Origin of the sequence: Variovorax sp. PBL-H6 (assembly GCF_901827155.1) — a bacterium.
Taxonomy (GTDB): domain Bacteria; phylum Pseudomonadota; class Gammaproteobacteria; order Burkholderiales; family Burkholderiaceae_C; genus Variovorax.
Genome location: NZ_LR594659.1, coordinates 391,695 through 405,743 on the forward strand (window position 1 = coordinate 391,695; position 14,049 = coordinate 405,743).

Here is a 14,049-nt window from a genome sequence, read left to right on the forward strand (position 1 = left end):
CATGGGCCAATTCATCGATCTCACTGCCAAGGATGGCTTCAGCTTTCCCGCCTACGTCGCGGAACCCTCGGGCAAGCCCAGGGGAGCAGTGGTCGTCGTGCAGGAGATCTTCGGCGTCAACTCACACATTCGCTCGGTGGCCGACGGCTACGCGGCAGAGGGCTATCTTGCTGTCGCGCCATCGACATTCCACCGCGTCAAGCCTGGCGTCGATATCGGCTACAGCGAAGAGGACATGAAGGCCGGCTTCGCGCTCAAGACCGCCGTCGAAGCGCTGCCGCAGCCTGGCGTGCTGCAAGACCTCCAGGCCGCGGTGGAGTACGCCGCCCGCGGCGGCAAGGTCGGCATCGTCGGCTATTGCTGGGGCGGGCTCCTGACCTGGCGTGCGTCGGCGAAGCTGCAGGGCCTGTCGGCCGCGGTGCCCTACTACGGTGGCGGGATGACCACGCCGGAGGAAAGCGCGATCACCCCCAAAGTTCCAGTGCTGGCGCATTTCGGCAACAACGACCACTGGATTCCGCTCGACACCATCGAGGCCTTCAAGAAGGCGCACCCCGAGGTCGAGGTGCATGTCTATGAATCGGGCCACGGCTTCAACTGCGACCAGCGCGGCTCGTACAACGCCGAGGCCGCCAAGCTGGCGCGCGAGCGCACTCTGTCTTTCTTCGCCAAGCACCTCGGCTGATCGGAGGCAATGGGCCAGCAGCATTCGACGGCTTGGCCGCCGCGCCGCCGGCGGCCACCCTGCTCTCGAGAGCGCAAGCTGCGGTCAGAAAATCAGCGCGAGATTGTTTCGATCCAGGAAACGCCGTGTCTCTTTTCTAGGTAGTTGCCCGAGGAGGTTCGACAGCACACTCGCTCGCACAGGCCAGCCCTGCTGCGAGCCTGGTTTGAAACCACCTCCGACGATTCAAGGACCTGAAAATGAAGACCTCTCACATTCTCGCCGCCGCCGCGCTCTCCCTCCTGGCTGCCGCCGCCGCCCATGCAGAAACCTACCATGGCGTGCAAGCGCCGGTCTCCGCGCTGAGCCGCGCCGACGTCGACGCGGAAGCCGCTCGCACGGCTGCCGCTCCTAACCAGAACGTGGTGCGCGGCTCGCGCGGCGCCGAGGCCTTCAAGTCGGTCGCGAACCCCGAGGCCGTGTACGCCCAAGCCATCGCGACCGCCAACGCGCCGGACCAGAACGTCAGCGGTGGCTCGCGGGTCAACAGCCGCGTGATCTCGACGATGACGAACCGCGCCGACACGCTGCAGCAGGCACAGAAGCAGGGCGCCCCTGCAGCGAAGTAATCCCCAAGGCCCCCGAAAAAGACCGGGCAGCGCGCGAGTGCTGCCCGGTCTTTCTTTTGTCTGCCGCTATCTGTTTCTCTCCAGATAGCGCTTGCGCCAGAATACAGGCACCAGCCGATCAGCTCGGCCTGCCGATGGTCCAGCTGCCGGGCCAGGTCGCCGCGCAGATCCGTGCAGGTGTCGACGATCAGGTTGATGACGCGCAGCATCAGGTCGGCCGGACCGGCCGGCCCGCCTCGCGGCGCGCTGCGGCCTTCGGGGTGCCCGAGGGCTAGCGTCTCGGCAGCAGCCGCGCAGCGTCGAGAGCGAAGTAGGTGAGTACGCCGTCGGCGCCGGCGCGCTTGAATGCCAGCAGGCTCTCGAGCATCACGGCGTCGTGGTCCAGCCAGCCGTTCTGCGCCGCGGCCTTGAGCATCGCGTACTCACCACTGACCTGGTAGGCGAAGGTCGGCACGTGAAATTCGTCCTTCACCCGCCGCACGATGTCCAGGTAAGGCATGCCGGGCTTCACCATCACCATGTCGGCGCCTTCTGCGATGTCGATGCCGACCTCGCGCAGCGCCTCGTCGCTGTTGCCCGGGTCCATCTGGTAGACCTTCTTGTCGCTCTTGCCGAGGTTGGCGGCCGAGCCCACGGCATCGCGGAAGGGGCCATAGAAGGCGCTCGCGTACTTGGCGCTGTAGGCCATGATGCGGGTGTGGATGCGACCGGCAGACTCGAGAGCACCACGGATTGCGCCGATGCGGCCGTCCATCATGTCGCTGGGCGCCACGATGTCCACGCCGGCCTCGGCCTGCACCAACGCCTGCCTGACCAGCACCTCGACGGTGGGGTCGTTGAGGATGTAGCCGGTGTCGTCGAGCAGGCCATCCTGGCCATGGCTGGTGTAGGGATCCAGCGCGACGTCGGTCATCACGCCCAGTTCGGGAAAGCGCGACTTGAGCTCCGCCACCACGCGAGGGATCAGGCCGTCGGGATTGAAGGCTTCGTCGCCTGCCGGGCTCTTGAGGCCGGCGTCGATCACCGGGAACAGCGCCATGACCGGAATGCCCAACGAAAGGCATTGCTCGGCCACAGGCAGCAGCAGGTCCAGGCTGAGCCGCTCGACTCCGGGCATCGACGCCACGGCATCTCGCCGCTTCTGGCCTTCCTGCACGAACACTGGATAAATGAGATCGTGGACGCTGAGCGTGTGCTCACGTACCAGATTTCGCGTGAAGGTGTCCCGGCGTAGCCGGCGCGGCCGGCCCGACGGAAAGGGGGCGTGGAGGGTCATGGCGAAAATTGTGCCTGAAGTGCTTTCGAGTCACTGCAAGGTCACGATTGCTCAATTTAGTAATGCCTTAGAACTAACACAAGTGCCAAAAATCTACAAAAAATTAGAACTTGCTTGATCGCACGTAATGCCTTTGCTAAATTCCGCGGTGGGCGGCTTGCCGCTCCCCGCTTTTCCTCCCTGAGCGGGTGCCTTGATGTGTGACAGCAAAAGGGCTTCCCAGCCCGGCGTTTTGGCGCCGGGCTTTTTTTTGTCCAGGCGCAGCCCCGCCTGCGAGAGGGCCCCCCACTAAACTGCCGACATGCTCTGGGTCAAATCGCTGCACATCGTGTTCGTCGCGAGCTGGTTCGCAGGACTGTTCTATCTGCCCAGGATCTTCGTCAATCTCGCCATGGTTGCGCCGGAGTCCGTGGCGGAGCGGGCCCGGCTGATCCTGATGGCGCGCAAACTGTTCCGTTTCACGACCTTCCTTGCGGTGCCGGCGATTGGCTTTGGCCTCTGGCTCTGGTTGGGCTATGGCATCGGACGTGGACCCGGCAATGGCTGGATGCACGCGAAGCTGGCGCTGGTGCTGGGGGTGGTCGGCTATCACCATGGGTGCGGGGTGCTGCTACGCACGTTCGTGGCGGGCCAGCACCACCGCAGCGAACGCTGGTACCGCTGGTTCAACGAGGTGCCGGTGCTACTGCTGTTGGCAATCGTGGTGCTGGTCGTGGTCAAGCCCTTCTGAACGGTGGCCACGCAGCAACATAAGTCCGCAGCGCTGCCCCTGGCGCTCGCCTATGCGGCGCTGATCGTCTACGCGAGCCTCTATCCCTTTGCCGACTGGCGTGACCAGGGCATCGCCCCCTGGTCTTATCTGACGGCGCCATGGCCCAGGTACTGGACGGGGTTCGACTTCGGGATCAATGTGGCCGGCTACATGCCGCTGGGCTTCCTGACGGCGATCGCCGTTCTGCGCACGCAGCCCGGGATCGGGTCGGTGCGCGCGGTTCTGGCCGCGACGCTGATCGGCGCCGCCATCGCTTTTGTCATGGAGACACTGCAGAGCTACCTGCCAGCACGCATTCCATCTAACGTGGACCTCGGCCTCAACAGCCTGGGCGCGCTGGCGGGTGCCGTACTGGCGGCGGCGCTCGAACGTCTTGGGGCGGTGGCGCACTGGCACCGCACCCGCTCGAACTGGTTCGTCGAGGATTCGCGTGGCGCGCTGGTGCTGCTGGCGTTGTGGCCGTTGGCGCTGCTGTTCCCGGCCGCGGTCACCTTCGGGCTTGGCCAGGTGTTCGAGCGTCTCGAGGCGGCCATCTCCGAGTGGCTGCTGGACACGCCCTTCATCGACTGGATGCCGGTCCGGCAGTTCGAACTCGAACCGCTGGTGCCGGGCGTCGAACTGCTGTGCGTCGCCCTTGGCGCGCTGGTGCCGTGCCTGCTGGGCTTCCTGGTGACACGTTCCGTAGCCCGCCGAGCCATGCTGCTCCCGCTGGTGCTGCTGAGTGGCGTGGTGGCCTCCGCCTTGTCGGCGGCCCTGAGCTATGGACCCGAGCATGCCTGGGCTTGGCTCAGCCTCCCCGTGCAGGTCGGCATCGCGGCCGCCTTCTTCCTTGGCGTGCTGCTGCTGTCCGCGCCGCGTCGCCTGTGCGGGGCACTGCTACTGATCGCGCTGGTGGTGCATCTGAGCCTGCTCAACCAGGCACCCGAGAGCGCCTACTTCGCCCAGACCCTGGCGACCTGGGAGCAGGGGCGGTTCATTCGCTTCCACGGACTGGCTCAATGGCTGGGCTGGCTCTGGCCCTTCTCCACGCTTCTTTATGTGCTGGCGGCCTTGTCGCGCAGAGCGCGCGCCTAGGCCCTCTGCGACACGTGGGCAGTCCCGCTCAATAGAATGAGCCGATGTCCACCTCCAGCACGACGCAGTCGCGCGGCTACTACGCCCGCCACATCTTCTTTTGCCTGAACGAACGCAAGAACGGCGAGGAATCCTGCTCACAGCACAACGCGCAGCAGGGCTTCGACCGCTGCAAGGCGCGCGTCAAGCAAGCGGGGTTGGCGGGCCCGGGCAAGGTGCGAGTCAACAAGGCTGGTTGTCTCGACCGCTGCGCCGGCGGACCGGTGGCGGTGGTCTATCCGGAAGCCGTCTGGTACACCTTCGTTGATGAGCAGGACATCGACGAGATCGTCGACTCGCACCTGCGCCACGGGAAGGTGGTCGAGCGCTTGCTCCTGCCACCTGACGTGGGCCGCTGAGACCATGAATTCGCAAACTGAAAAGATCCAGCTCCAGGGCGCCGCCGGGGCGATCGCCGCCTTGCGCGATGCCGCTGCCGAAGACGTTGCCCCGCGCGGCGTCGCCGTGATCGCGCATCCGCATCCGCTCTTCGGGGGCACCATGGACAACAAGGTGGTCCAGACGCTCGCGCGCGCTTTCGTCGCCTGCGGATGGACGGCGGTGCGCTTCAATTTTCGCGGCGTGGACGGCAGTGAGGGCGTTCACGACGAGGGACGCGGCGAGCGCGACGACATGCTCCAGGTCATCGAGCAGATGGCGCCGGAGGGGGCGCTGGCCATCGCCGGCTTTTCCTTCGGGGCTTTCGTGGCAAGCTGCGCGGCAGAGCCGCTGTGGGCACGGCGGGACATCCGCCAAATGGTGCTGGTGGGCACCGCCGCCGCCCGCTTCTCGGTGGCGACTCTGCCGACCGAGGCGCACGTGCGTACGCTGGTCGTGCACGGTGAGCAGGACGACACCGTCCCGCTGGCTGCCGTGCTCGATTGGGCGCGACCGCAGTCACTTCCGGTTACGGTGGTTCCCGGAGGCGGCCATTTCTTTCACGGACAATTGCCGCTGCTCAAAGGTCTGGTCGTTCGCCATCTGCGCGCCGCTTAGCGTTTGTCTCTCTTCGCACCTCAATGACTCGTCTTCTCGGCTCGCTGCGCGCCTTCGCAGCCGCCGCCGCATTCTTCTGCCTGATCGCCGCAGCCCAGGTGCCGCAACCTCCGGAAATCGCGGCGCGCAGCTACTTGCTGCTGGACGTGACGGCCAACCAGATGCTGGCGCAGAAGGACATCGATACGCAGGTCGAGCCGGGTTCGCTCACCAAACTGATGTCGGCCTACCTGGTCTTCGACGCACTCAACGCCAGGAAGATCACCCTGCAGCAGGCCCTGCCGGTCAGCACCCGTGCCTGGAAGATGCCGGGCTCGCGCATGTTCATCGATCCGAAGATGCAGGTGCCCGTCGAGGACCTCATCAAAGGGATGATCGTGCAGTCGGGCAACGACGCCACCATTGCGCTGGCCGAGAGCGTGGGCGGCACGGTGGAGCATTTTGTCGAGCTCATGAACGACCAGGCCAAGGCTCTGGGCATGAAGAACACCAGCTACAAGAACCCCGAGGGCCAGACGGCACCGGGTCACACGACCACGGCGCGCGACCTGAGCATTCTTGCGATGCGGCTGATGCGCGACTTCCCCGAATATCTGCACTACTACTCGATCAAAAAGTACCGCTATCCCGGGACGCCCTCGATCAACGACACGAACCGTAACCTGCTGCTGTTCCGCGACCCGACGGTTGACGGGCTCAAGACAGGCCATACCGACGCGGCGGGCTACTGCGTGGTCGTGACCTCCAAGCGCGATTTCCCCAACCTTCCCGGCGGTCGACGCCTGCTGTCTGTCGTGCTCGGTGCGGCCAGTGAGAACGCTCGCGCCAACGAATCGCAGAAGCTGCTGAACTGGGGCTATACGGCGTACGATGCGGTCCGCCTGTTCGATGCCAACCAACCGGTCGCCACGCCGCCGGTCTGGAAGGGAAAGGAGAACACCGTCAAGCTCGGTCGCGTCGAGCCGATCGTGGTGGCGGTGCCGGCGGGCGCTGCAGGAAAGATCAAGACGCAAGTGGCGCGGCCCGATCCCCTGGTCGCCCCCTTTGCCCGCAACCAGCCGATTGGCTCGCTCAGGATCACGCTGGCCGACCAGCCGGTCGCCGAGGTGCCGCTGATTGCGCTGGAGCCGGTGGAACAGGCCGGCGTCCTGGGCCGCGCCTGGGATGCCATCCGCCTCTGGATCAAGTAGAGCTCGCCCTAGGCGCGTTCTTCTCTAGCCGGCCGAAGACGAGCATTCCAGTCTGCGCGGCTTCGACGACGGCGCCGACCACGCGCCGACACCCCAGCGAGCGGTGGTCCCGTGAGCTGTGCTGTCTGCGCTCAGTGTTATACTCGCGGGCTTTTCGGAAATTTCCGAAGGGTTTCACGTTTTCGTCATCTCTCGGTTGCCTCATGTCACGGTGAGGGGCTCGACCGGGATGTTTTGGGACTTATTCATTCATGCCAACCATCAATCAACTGGTGCGTCAGGGTCGCGAGGTCGAAAAGATCAAGTCGAAGAGCCCTGCCATGCAGAACTCGCCGCAACGCCGCGGTGTCTGTACCCGGGTCTACACCACGACCCCCAAGAAGCCTAACTCGGCACTGCGCAAGGTCGCCAAGGTGCGCCTGACCAACGGGTTCGAAGTCATTTCCTACATCGGCGGTGAAGGCCACAATCTCCAGGAACACAGCGTGGTGCTGGTTCGCGGAGGTCGTGTCAAGGACCTGCCCGGCGTTCGCTACCACATCGTGCGCGGCTCGCTGGATCTGCAGGGAGTGAAGGATCGCAAGCAGTCGCGTTCCAAGTACGGCGCGAAGCGTCCCAAGAAGGCTTGAGCTTTCGAGTGTTCAATCGGTGTTGGGCGCGCCTGTCGGTCGCGTCGAACGAAGTGACCCACTGTCGGGTCGAGTAAGTGAGAGCTCCCGTCGGTTCTCGCGGTGTCTCTGAAAAGAGGCGCCAACTGAAGCAAAGAGGTTAGAGAAATGCCACGTCGTCGCGAAGTCCCCAAACGTGAAATCCTGCCGGATCCCAAGTACGGCAATGTCGAGCTGTCCAAATTCATGAACGTGATCATGGAAGGCGGCAAAAAGGCTGTTGCCGAGCGCATCATCTACGGTGCCCTGGACCAGATCGAGAAAAAGAACCCGGGCAAGGACCCGGTCGAGGCCTTCACCATGGCGATCAACAACGTCAAGCCTATGGTCGAAGTGAAGTCGCGCCGCGTCGGCGGCGCCAACTATCAAGTGCCTGTGGAAGTGCGCCCGGTGCGCCGACTGGCGCTGTCGATGCGCTGGATCAAGGAAGCCGCTCGCAAGCGCGGCGAGAAGTCGATGGCTCTTCGCTTGGCCAACGAGCTCATGGAAGCCACGGAAGGCCGTGGCGGCGCCATGAAGAAGCGCGACGAAGTGCACCGCATGGCCGAGGCCAACAAGGCCTTCAGTCACTTCCGCTTCTAGAAACCGCCCTCAACAAGAGCATTGGCTGGAAGCCCGACCCACCGTGTGGTGGGCGGGCTTTCATCCGTTATTGGAGTAATTTCATGTCCCGCAAGACCCCCATCGAGCGCTACCGCAATATCGGTATCTCTGCGCACATCGACGCCGGCAAGACGACCACCACCGAGCGCATCCTGTTCTACACCGGTGTGAACCACAAGATCGGCGAAGTGCACGACGGCGCCGCCACGATGGACTGGATGGAGCAGGAGCAAGAGCGCGGCATCACCATCACCTCGGCTGCTACCACCTGCTTCTGGAAAGGCATGGCGCAGAACTTCCCCGAGCACCGCATCAACATCATTGACACCCCCGGCCACGTTGACTTCACCATCGAGGTCGAGCGCTCCATGCGTGTGCTCGACGGTGCCGTGATGGTTTATGACGCTGTTGGCGGCGTGCAGCCTCAATCGGAAACCGTTTGGCGCCAAGCCAATAAGTACAAGGTGCCCCGCCTCGCGTTCGTCAACAAGATGGATCGCACCGGTGCCAACTTTTTGCGCGTTCGCCAGATGATGATCGACCGCCTGAAGGCCAATCCGGTCGTGATCCAGATCCCGATCGGCGCCGAGGACAAGTTCCGCGGCATCGTCGACCTGGTGAAGATGAAGGCCATCATCTGGGACGAGGACAAGGGCGTGACCTTCACCTATGGTGAGATCCCGGCCGACTTGGTCGATGTCTGCAACGAATACCACGAAAAGCTCGTCGAAGCCGCTGCCGAGGCCAGCGAAGAGCTGATGAACAAGTACCTCGAAGGCGAGACGCTTTCCGAGGAAGAAATCAAGAAGGCCATCCGCCAGCGCACCATCGCCGGTGAGATTCAGCCAATGCTGTGCGGCTCGGCCTTCAAGAACAAGGGCGTGCAGGCCATGCTGGACGCAGTCATCGAATACATGCCCGCGCCGACGGACATTCCCCCTGTAGCCGGCACCGACGAAGACGAAGCACCGGTGGTGCGCAAGGCCGACGACGAAGAGAAGTTCTCGGCCCTCGCGTTCAAGCTGATGACCGACCCCTTCGTGGGTCAACTGACCTTCGTGCGTGTGTACTCGGGCGTGTTGTCCAAGGGCGACAGCGTCTACAACCCGGTGCGCGGCAAGAAGGAGCGCATCGGCCGTATCGTGCAGATGCACGCCAACAATCGCGAAGAAGTCAGCGAAATTCGTGCCGGCGACATCGCCGCGTGCGTGGGCCTGAAGGAAGTGACAACGGGCGAAACCCTGTGCGATCCGAACGCCATCGTCATGCTCGAGCGGATGGTGTTCCCCGAGTCGGTGATCTCGCAGGCCGTCGAGCCCAAGACCAAGGCCGATCAGGAAAAGATGGGCATTGCCCTGCAGCGTCTCGCGCAGGAAGACCCGTCGTTCCGCGTCAAGACGGACGAGGAATCCGGCCAGACCATCATCTCGGGCATGGGCGAACTGCACCTCGAAATCATCGTGGACCGCATGAAGCGCGAGTTCGGTGTTGAAGCCAACGTAGGCAAGCCCCAGGTGGCCTACCGCGAGACCATCCGCAAGACCGTTGAAGACGCCGAAGGCAAGTTCGTGCGCCAGTCGGGCGGCAAGGGCCAGTACGGCCATGTCGTGCTCAAGATCGAACCGCAGGAAGCCGGCAAGGGCTTCGAGTTCGTCGATGCGATCAAGGGCGGAGTGGTGCCGCGCGAGTACATCCCCGCAGTGGAAAAGGGCGTACTGGAAGCGCTGACACAGGGCGTGCTGGCCGGCTATCCGGTCGTGGACGTCAAGGTCACGCTGCACTTCGGTTCGTACCACGATGTGGACTCGAACGAAATGGCCTTCAAGATGGCCGCGATCTTCGGTTTCAAGGAGGGTGCCCGCAAGGCCAACCCCGTGATCCTCGAGCCGATGATGGCCGTGGAAGTCGAGACGCCGGAGGACTACGCCGGCAATGTGATGGGCGACCTGTCCTCCCGCCGAGGCATGGTTCAGGGCATGGAAGACATGGTCGGCGGCGGCAAGGCGATCAAGGCCGAAGTTCCGCTGTCGGAGATGTTCGGCTACTCGACCACGCTGCGCTCGATGTCGCAAGGCCGCGCCACCTACACAATGGAATTCAAGCAGTACGCGGAAGCTCCGCGCAACGTTGCTGAAGCCATCGTCGCTGCACGCACGAAGTAGCGCGCGGCCCCGAACGAAGGCGCTTGGCCGTCCTTGTTCTTCCCCAGTTCTGTCTGCGATCTTGTGCCCTCCGTTGCCCGTGGCGGAGGAAGCAGCAACAAGATGCAGACGTAAAACCAACACACGGGCCTGCTCTTTCAAGGATTGAAAAATGGCAAAAGGAAAATTCACCCGCACGAAGCCGCACGTGAACGTGGGCACGATCGGTCACGTGGACCATGGCAAGACGACCCTGACGGCGGCGATTGCGACCGTGCTGTCGGCCAAGTTCGGCGGTGAAGCCAAGGCCTACGACCAGATCGATGCGGCGCCCGAAGAAAAGGCGCGCGGCATCACCATCAACACGGCCCACGTCGAGTACGAGACGGCCAATCGCCACTACGCGCACGTTGATTGCCCTGGCCACGCCGACTACGTCAAGAACATGATCACCGGTGCCGCCCAGATGGACGGCGCCATCCTCGTGTGCTCGGCAGCCGACGGCCCGATGCCCCAGACCCGTGAGCACATCCTGCTGGCGCGCCAGGTGGGTGTGGGCTACATCATCGTTTACCTCAACAAGTGCGACATGGTCGACGACAAGGAGCTGCTGGAGCTCGTCGAGATGGAGGTGCGCGAGCTGCTGGACAAGTACGAATTCCCGGGCGACGACACCCCCATCATTCACGGCTCGGCCAAGCTGGCCCTGGAAGGCGACAAGGGCGAACTCGGCGAGGGCTCCATCATGAAGCTGGCCGAGGCCCTGGACAGCTACATCCCCACCCCTGAGCGTGCGGTGGACGGCACCTTCCTCATGCCTGTGGAAGACGTCTTCTCCATCTCTGGCCGCGGCACCGTGGTGACCGGAGCCGTTGAGCGCGGCGTCATCAAGGTTGGCGAGGAAATCGAGATTGTCGGCATCCGAGCGACCCAGAAGACCACCTGCACGGGCGTTGAGATGTTCCGCAAGCTGCTGGACCAGGGCCAGGCTGGCGACAACGTGGGTGTGCTGCTGCGCGGCACCAAGCGTGAGGATGTCGAGCGCGGGCAGGTGCTGTGCAAGCCGGGCTCCATCAAGCCCCACACGCACTTCACCGCCGAGGTGTATGTGCTGAGCAAGGACGAGGGCGGGCGTCACACGCCTTTCTTCAACAACTACCGTCCGCAGTTCTACTTCCGCACCACCGATGTGACCGGTGCGATCGAGCTGCCCCAGGACAAGGAGATGGTCATGCCCGGCGACAACGTGTCCATCACGGTGAAGCTGATCAACCCCATCGCCATGGAGGAGGGCCTGCGCTTCGCCATTCGCGAAGGCGGCCGCACCGTGGGCTCGGGCGTGGTGGCGAAGATCCTCGACATCTGATCGAACGCAAAGGAATCACCATGGCTGCCAAGCAAAAAATCCGCATCCGCCTGAAGGCGTTCGATTACAAGCTGATTGACCAGTCGGCTGCCGAGATCGTCGACACCGCCAAGCGCACCGGCGCGATAGTCAAGGGCCCCGTGCCCCTGCCGACCCGCATGAAGCGTTTCGACATCCTGCGTTCGCCGCACGTCAACAAGACGAGCCGCGACCAGTTTGAAATCCGCACGCACCAGCGCCTCATGGACATCGTTGATCCGACCGACAAGACCGTAGACGCGCTGATGAAGCTCGATCTGCCGGCCGGCGTGGACGTCGAAATCAAGCTGCAGTAAAGCCGGTTTGGCTTTGTAGGAATAAGCTCGCTCGCGGAAACGCTGGCGGGCTTTTTTTTTTGACCTGTGATGTGGCATCCTTCGTCGACGGCGATCTGCCGGGCATGGTCGCCCTGGGGAGTAAGAGATCATGAAAACTTGGTTCCTGCGGAGCATGGCGCTACTTGCCCTGGCGGTTCTCGGGGCGTGTGGCGGCGGCGGGGGAGGCGGAGGGGGTGGCTTCTTTCCGGTCACCAGTGTGCCGGGCGCGACCACAGTCACGTTGAGCGGCAACGTAACTTTTGATTCGGTGCCCAACACCAACGGCGGGCTGAGCTATGGAGCCATGACTGCCAAGCCGGTCCGGGGTGCGGTCGTCGAGATCCTCGATGCCAATGGCACTGTGCTGGCCAGCACCGCGGCTGACGGCAACGGCGCTTATTCTGTGTCCGTCCCTGCCAACACGACCGTCAACGTACGAGTCAAGGCCCAACTGCTGCAGACGGGTTCCGGCGCAAGCTGGGATGTCACCGTGCGCGACAACACCCAGAGCGAAGCCCTTTATTCGATGGAGAGCGGGAGTTTCTCCACTGGCGGTGCGGCGGTGACGCGCAACGTCCATGCGCCTTCAGGCTGGAGCGGCTCGAGCTACGACTCGACCCGTGTCGCCGGGCCTTTCGCCGTGCTCGACACGGTCTACGCGACCCAGGCCAAGGTGCTCTCGGTCGCGCCAAGCACGGTCTTTCCGCCTCTACGCATCTTCTGGAGCGTCAACAATGTGCCCGCCTCAGGGAATCCTGCGCTAGGGCAGATCGGGACGACCTTCTTCACCAGTTCGAGCGGGACCGGCGCGGTCCGTGCCATCTATGTGCTGGGCAAGGAGAACGTCGATACCGATGAGTACGACAGCTCTGTGGTAGCCCACGAATGGGGGCACTACTACCAGTCAGCCTTCAGCCGCGACGATTCGCCTGGTGGCAGTCATTCCCTCAGTGAACGCTTGGATCGGCGCTTGGCCTTTTCGGAGGGCTGGGGCAATGCCTGGTCAGGCATCGCCCTGGGGCGCAGCAACTACACCGATTCGGCCGGCGCCAACCAAGCCTTGGGCTCCAATCTCGATTTGACCACGGGAACGACGTCCAATCCGGGCTGGTTCCGCGAGGCATCGATCCAGTCTGTTCTCTGGAATCTGAACGGCCAGGTCGGCTTCAAGCCGATTCATGATGCACTCACCGCGCCGTCGTTCAAGAACGGTCTGGCGGTGACCTCCATCCATCCGTTTTCCGTGACCTTCAACGTCGTCGCGCCGGGGAGCGCCGCAGCGTTAAATTCATTGCTGGCCAGCCAAAGTATTGCGGTCCCGAACGATCCGTTTGCGAACAACGAGACCAACGATGGCGGCCTCGGCGCATTCGCTCTCCCCATGTACAAACCGGCAGCGCTTGGGGCCGGCACGCCGGCCTGCGTGACGAGCGAAGCCGACCCAGCGCGTGCCGGCAACAAGCTGGGCAGCTATGCCTACCTGCGCTTCACTGCCCCGGCCCAGCGCACCTACAGCATCGCCGTTACCGGTGGACCGGCCGCATCGGATCCGGACTTCGTGGTGTACCAGGGGCGGCGCGCAGGCGAGGGCCTGTCCACCGTCGGCGGTAACGAAACGGGCTCTGTCAGCTTGGCTGCGGGCGAGGCCATTCTGGTGGTCAACGACTTCAACAACTCGGCGGCGAGCACATGCTTCACCGTCACCATCAACTAGGAGCACAGCCATGCTTGCACCTCGCAGCCTCCCAGCCATCGCCATGGCAGCGCTGGTCATGGGCCTGTCCTTGCAGGCTTGTGCGCAAAACGCGAAGCCCGGGCATGCTGCTTCGGCAGGAATGACCGCAGCACCCGTGAAACCCGGCGGCTCGGGTATCGGCGTTCAGTATCGTATTGACGGCACGCCGCAGCCCGGCAGTCCGGTTCCAGTCGTGCTGAATTTCGACGGCGTCAGCGATCCCGCGGGCGGCACTGTCAAGCTCGCGGCAGACGGGGGCTTGGCCATCGCCGGCTCGGCAGGGCCGCACACGCTGCCGGCCGGCCAAGCATCGGCATTGACCGTTCAGGTTGTTCCTGACGCCGGTGGCACCGGCTATCTCCACGTGTTCACGACCCAAAATGGCGCGACCAGTGCGACCTCCATCGCCGTCCAGGTAGGCAAGGCGCCTTCCGCCATGCCCGCTAGCAGCGGACTGAAGCAAGCGCCCGATGGGGACAAGATCATCTCCATGCCGGTCAAGTGAGCCCGACTGGCAGTGAAGGCCGTCTACTTGCGCTT

The 14,049-nt window shown here is 63.7% G+C and carries 15 protein-coding genes; 14 read left to right on the top strand and 1 reads right to left on the bottom strand.

Annotated features, from left to right (window positions below; translation table 11 throughout):
- The first annotated feature begins 1 nt into the window (after position 1).
- Together G3W89_RS01885 and G3W89_RS01890 are read left to right on the top strand one after the other, a co-directional pair.
- Positions 2–685 (top strand): dienelactone hydrolase family protein, encoded by a 684-nt coding sequence (locus G3W89_RS01885; protein ID WP_162572521.1) that lies wholly within the window; start codon positions 2–4, stop codon positions 683–685.
- 239 nt (positions 686–924) lie between these two features.
- Positions 925–1,293 (top strand): DUF4148 domain-containing protein, encoded by a 369-nt coding sequence (locus G3W89_RS01890; RefSeq protein ID WP_162572522.1) that lies wholly within the window; start codon positions 925–927, stop codon positions 1,291–1,293.
- A 271-nt stretch (positions 1,294–1,564) separates the two neighbouring features.
- Here G3W89_RS01890 and hemB read toward each other — a convergent pair whose 3' ends face one another.
- Positions 1,565–2,569, bottom strand: a complete 1,005-nt coding sequence (gene hemB / locus G3W89_RS01895) for a porphobilinogen synthase (RefSeq protein WP_162572523.1) — start codon at positions 2,567–2,569, stop codon at positions 1,565–1,567.
- Between the two features lie 301 nt (positions 2,570–2,870).
- On the opposite strand from hemB, the gene G3W89_RS01900 reads away from it, so the two are divergent.
- From G3W89_RS01900 to G3W89_RS01955, 12 genes are all read left to right on the top strand, one after another.
- Positions 2,871–3,299 (top strand): CopD family protein, encoded by a 429-nt coding sequence (locus tag G3W89_RS01900; protein ID WP_162572524.1) that lies wholly within the window; start codon positions 2,871–2,873, stop codon positions 3,297–3,299.
- 3 nt (positions 3,300–3,302) lie between these two features.
- Positions 3,303–4,415 carry a VanZ family protein gene (locus G3W89_RS01905; RefSeq protein ID WP_162572525.1) on the top strand — a complete coding sequence of 371 codons (1,113 nt, stop codon included), beginning with the start codon at positions 3,303–3,305 and terminating at the stop codon, positions 4,413–4,415.
- 44 nt (positions 4,416–4,459) lie between these two features.
- Positions 4,460–4,813 carry a (2Fe-2S) ferredoxin domain-containing protein gene (locus tag G3W89_RS01910; RefSeq protein ID WP_162572526.1) on the top strand — a complete coding sequence of 118 codons (354 nt, stop codon included), beginning with the start codon at positions 4,460–4,462 and terminating at the stop codon, positions 4,811–4,813.
- Between the two features lie 4 nt (positions 4,814–4,817).
- Positions 4,818–5,450, top strand: coding sequence for an alpha/beta hydrolase (locus G3W89_RS01915; protein WP_162572527.1), 633 nt, complete (start codon positions 4,818–4,820; stop codon positions 5,448–5,450).
- 23 nt (positions 5,451–5,473) lie between these two features.
- Positions 5,474–6,640: a D-alanyl-D-alanine carboxypeptidase family protein gene (locus tag G3W89_RS01920; RefSeq protein WP_162572528.1), complete on the top strand. Its 1,167-nt coding sequence runs from the start codon at positions 5,474–5,476 to the stop codon at positions 6,638–6,640.
- A gap of 251 nt (positions 6,641–6,891) precedes the next feature.
- The gene (rpsL, locus tag G3W89_RS01925) at positions 6,892–7,269 is read left to right on the top strand and encodes a 30S ribosomal protein S12 (protein ID WP_028249584.1); all 378 of its coding nucleotides are present in this window, start codon (positions 6,892–6,894) and stop codon (positions 7,267–7,269) included.
- A 147-nt stretch (positions 7,270–7,416) separates the two neighbouring features.
- Complete coding sequence (gene rpsG, locus G3W89_RS01930) at positions 7,417–7,890, top strand: 30S ribosomal protein S7 (protein WP_106560959.1); 474 nt, start codon at positions 7,417–7,419, stop codon at positions 7,888–7,890.
- A gap of 83 nt (positions 7,891–7,973) precedes the next feature.
- Positions 7,974–10,073 (top strand): elongation factor G, encoded by a 2,100-nt coding sequence (fusA, locus tag G3W89_RS01935; protein WP_162572529.1) that lies wholly within the window; start codon positions 7,974–7,976, stop codon positions 10,071–10,073.
- A 151-nt stretch (positions 10,074–10,224) separates the two neighbouring features.
- Positions 10,225–11,418, top strand: coding sequence for an elongation factor Tu (gene tuf, locus G3W89_RS01940; protein ID WP_162572530.1), 1,194 nt, complete (start codon positions 10,225–10,227; stop codon positions 11,416–11,418).
- A gap of 20 nt (positions 11,419–11,438) precedes the next feature.
- On the top strand, positions 11,439–11,753 hold the full coding sequence (gene rpsJ, locus G3W89_RS01945) for a 30S ribosomal protein S10 (RefSeq protein ID WP_106560600.1): 315 nt from the start codon (positions 11,439–11,441) through the stop codon (positions 11,751–11,753).
- 130 nt (positions 11,754–11,883) lie between these two features.
- Positions 11,884–13,488 (top strand): hypothetical protein, encoded by a 1,605-nt coding sequence (locus G3W89_RS01950; RefSeq protein ID WP_162572531.1) that lies wholly within the window; start codon positions 11,884–11,886, stop codon positions 13,486–13,488.
- 10 nt (positions 13,489–13,498) lie between these two features.
- Entirely contained in the window at positions 13,499–14,014 is a 516-nt protein-coding gene (locus G3W89_RS01955) for a hypothetical protein (RefSeq protein ID WP_162572532.1), read from the top strand.
- Positions 14,015–14,049 lie beyond the last annotated feature (35 nt).

Coding starts and splice junctions, on each gene's coding strand:
- fusA (WP_162572529.1), top strand. CDS start 7,974: ATGTCCCGCAAGACCCCCATCGAGCGCTACCGCAATATCGGTATCTCT.
- G3W89_RS01955 (WP_162572532.1), top strand. CDS start 13,499: ATGCTTGCACCTCGCAGCCTCCCAGCCATCGCCATGGCAGCGCTGGTC.
- G3W89_RS01900 (WP_162572524.1), top strand. CDS start 2,871: ATGCTCTGGGTCAAATCGCTGCACATCGTGTTCGTCGCGAGCTGGTTC.
- rpsG (WP_106560959.1), top strand. CDS start 7,417: ATGCCACGTCGTCGCGAAGTCCCCAAACGTGAAATCCTGCCGGATCCC.
- G3W89_RS01950 (WP_162572531.1), top strand. CDS start 11,884: ATGAAAACTTGGTTCCTGCGGAGCATGGCGCTACTTGCCCTGGCGGTT.
- G3W89_RS01920 (WP_162572528.1), top strand. CDS start 5,474: ATGACTCGTCTTCTCGGCTCGCTGCGCGCCTTCGCAGCCGCCGCCGCA.
- tuf (WP_162572530.1), top strand. CDS start 10,225: ATGGCAAAAGGAAAATTCACCCGCACGAAGCCGCACGTGAACGTGGGC.
- G3W89_RS01915 (WP_162572527.1), top strand. CDS start 4,818: ATGAATTCGCAAACTGAAAAGATCCAGCTCCAGGGCGCCGCCGGGGCG.
- hemB (WP_162572523.1), bottom strand. CDS start 2,569: ATGACCCTCCACGCCCCCTTTCCGTCGGGCCGGCCGCGCCGGCTACGC.
- G3W89_RS01890 (WP_162572522.1), top strand. CDS start 925: ATGAAGACCTCTCACATTCTCGCCGCCGCCGCGCTCTCCCTCCTGGCT.
- G3W89_RS01885 (WP_162572521.1), top strand. CDS start 2: ATGGGCCAATTCATCGATCTCACTGCCAAGGATGGCTTCAGCTTTCCC.
- rpsL (WP_028249584.1), top strand. CDS start 6,892: ATGCCAACCATCAATCAACTGGTGCGTCAGGGTCGCGAGGTCGAAAAG.
- G3W89_RS01910 (WP_162572526.1), top strand. CDS start 4,460: ATGTCCACCTCCAGCACGACGCAGTCGCGCGGCTACTACGCCCGCCAC.
- rpsJ (WP_106560600.1), top strand. CDS start 11,439: ATGGCTGCCAAGCAAAAAATCCGCATCCGCCTGAAGGCGTTCGATTAC.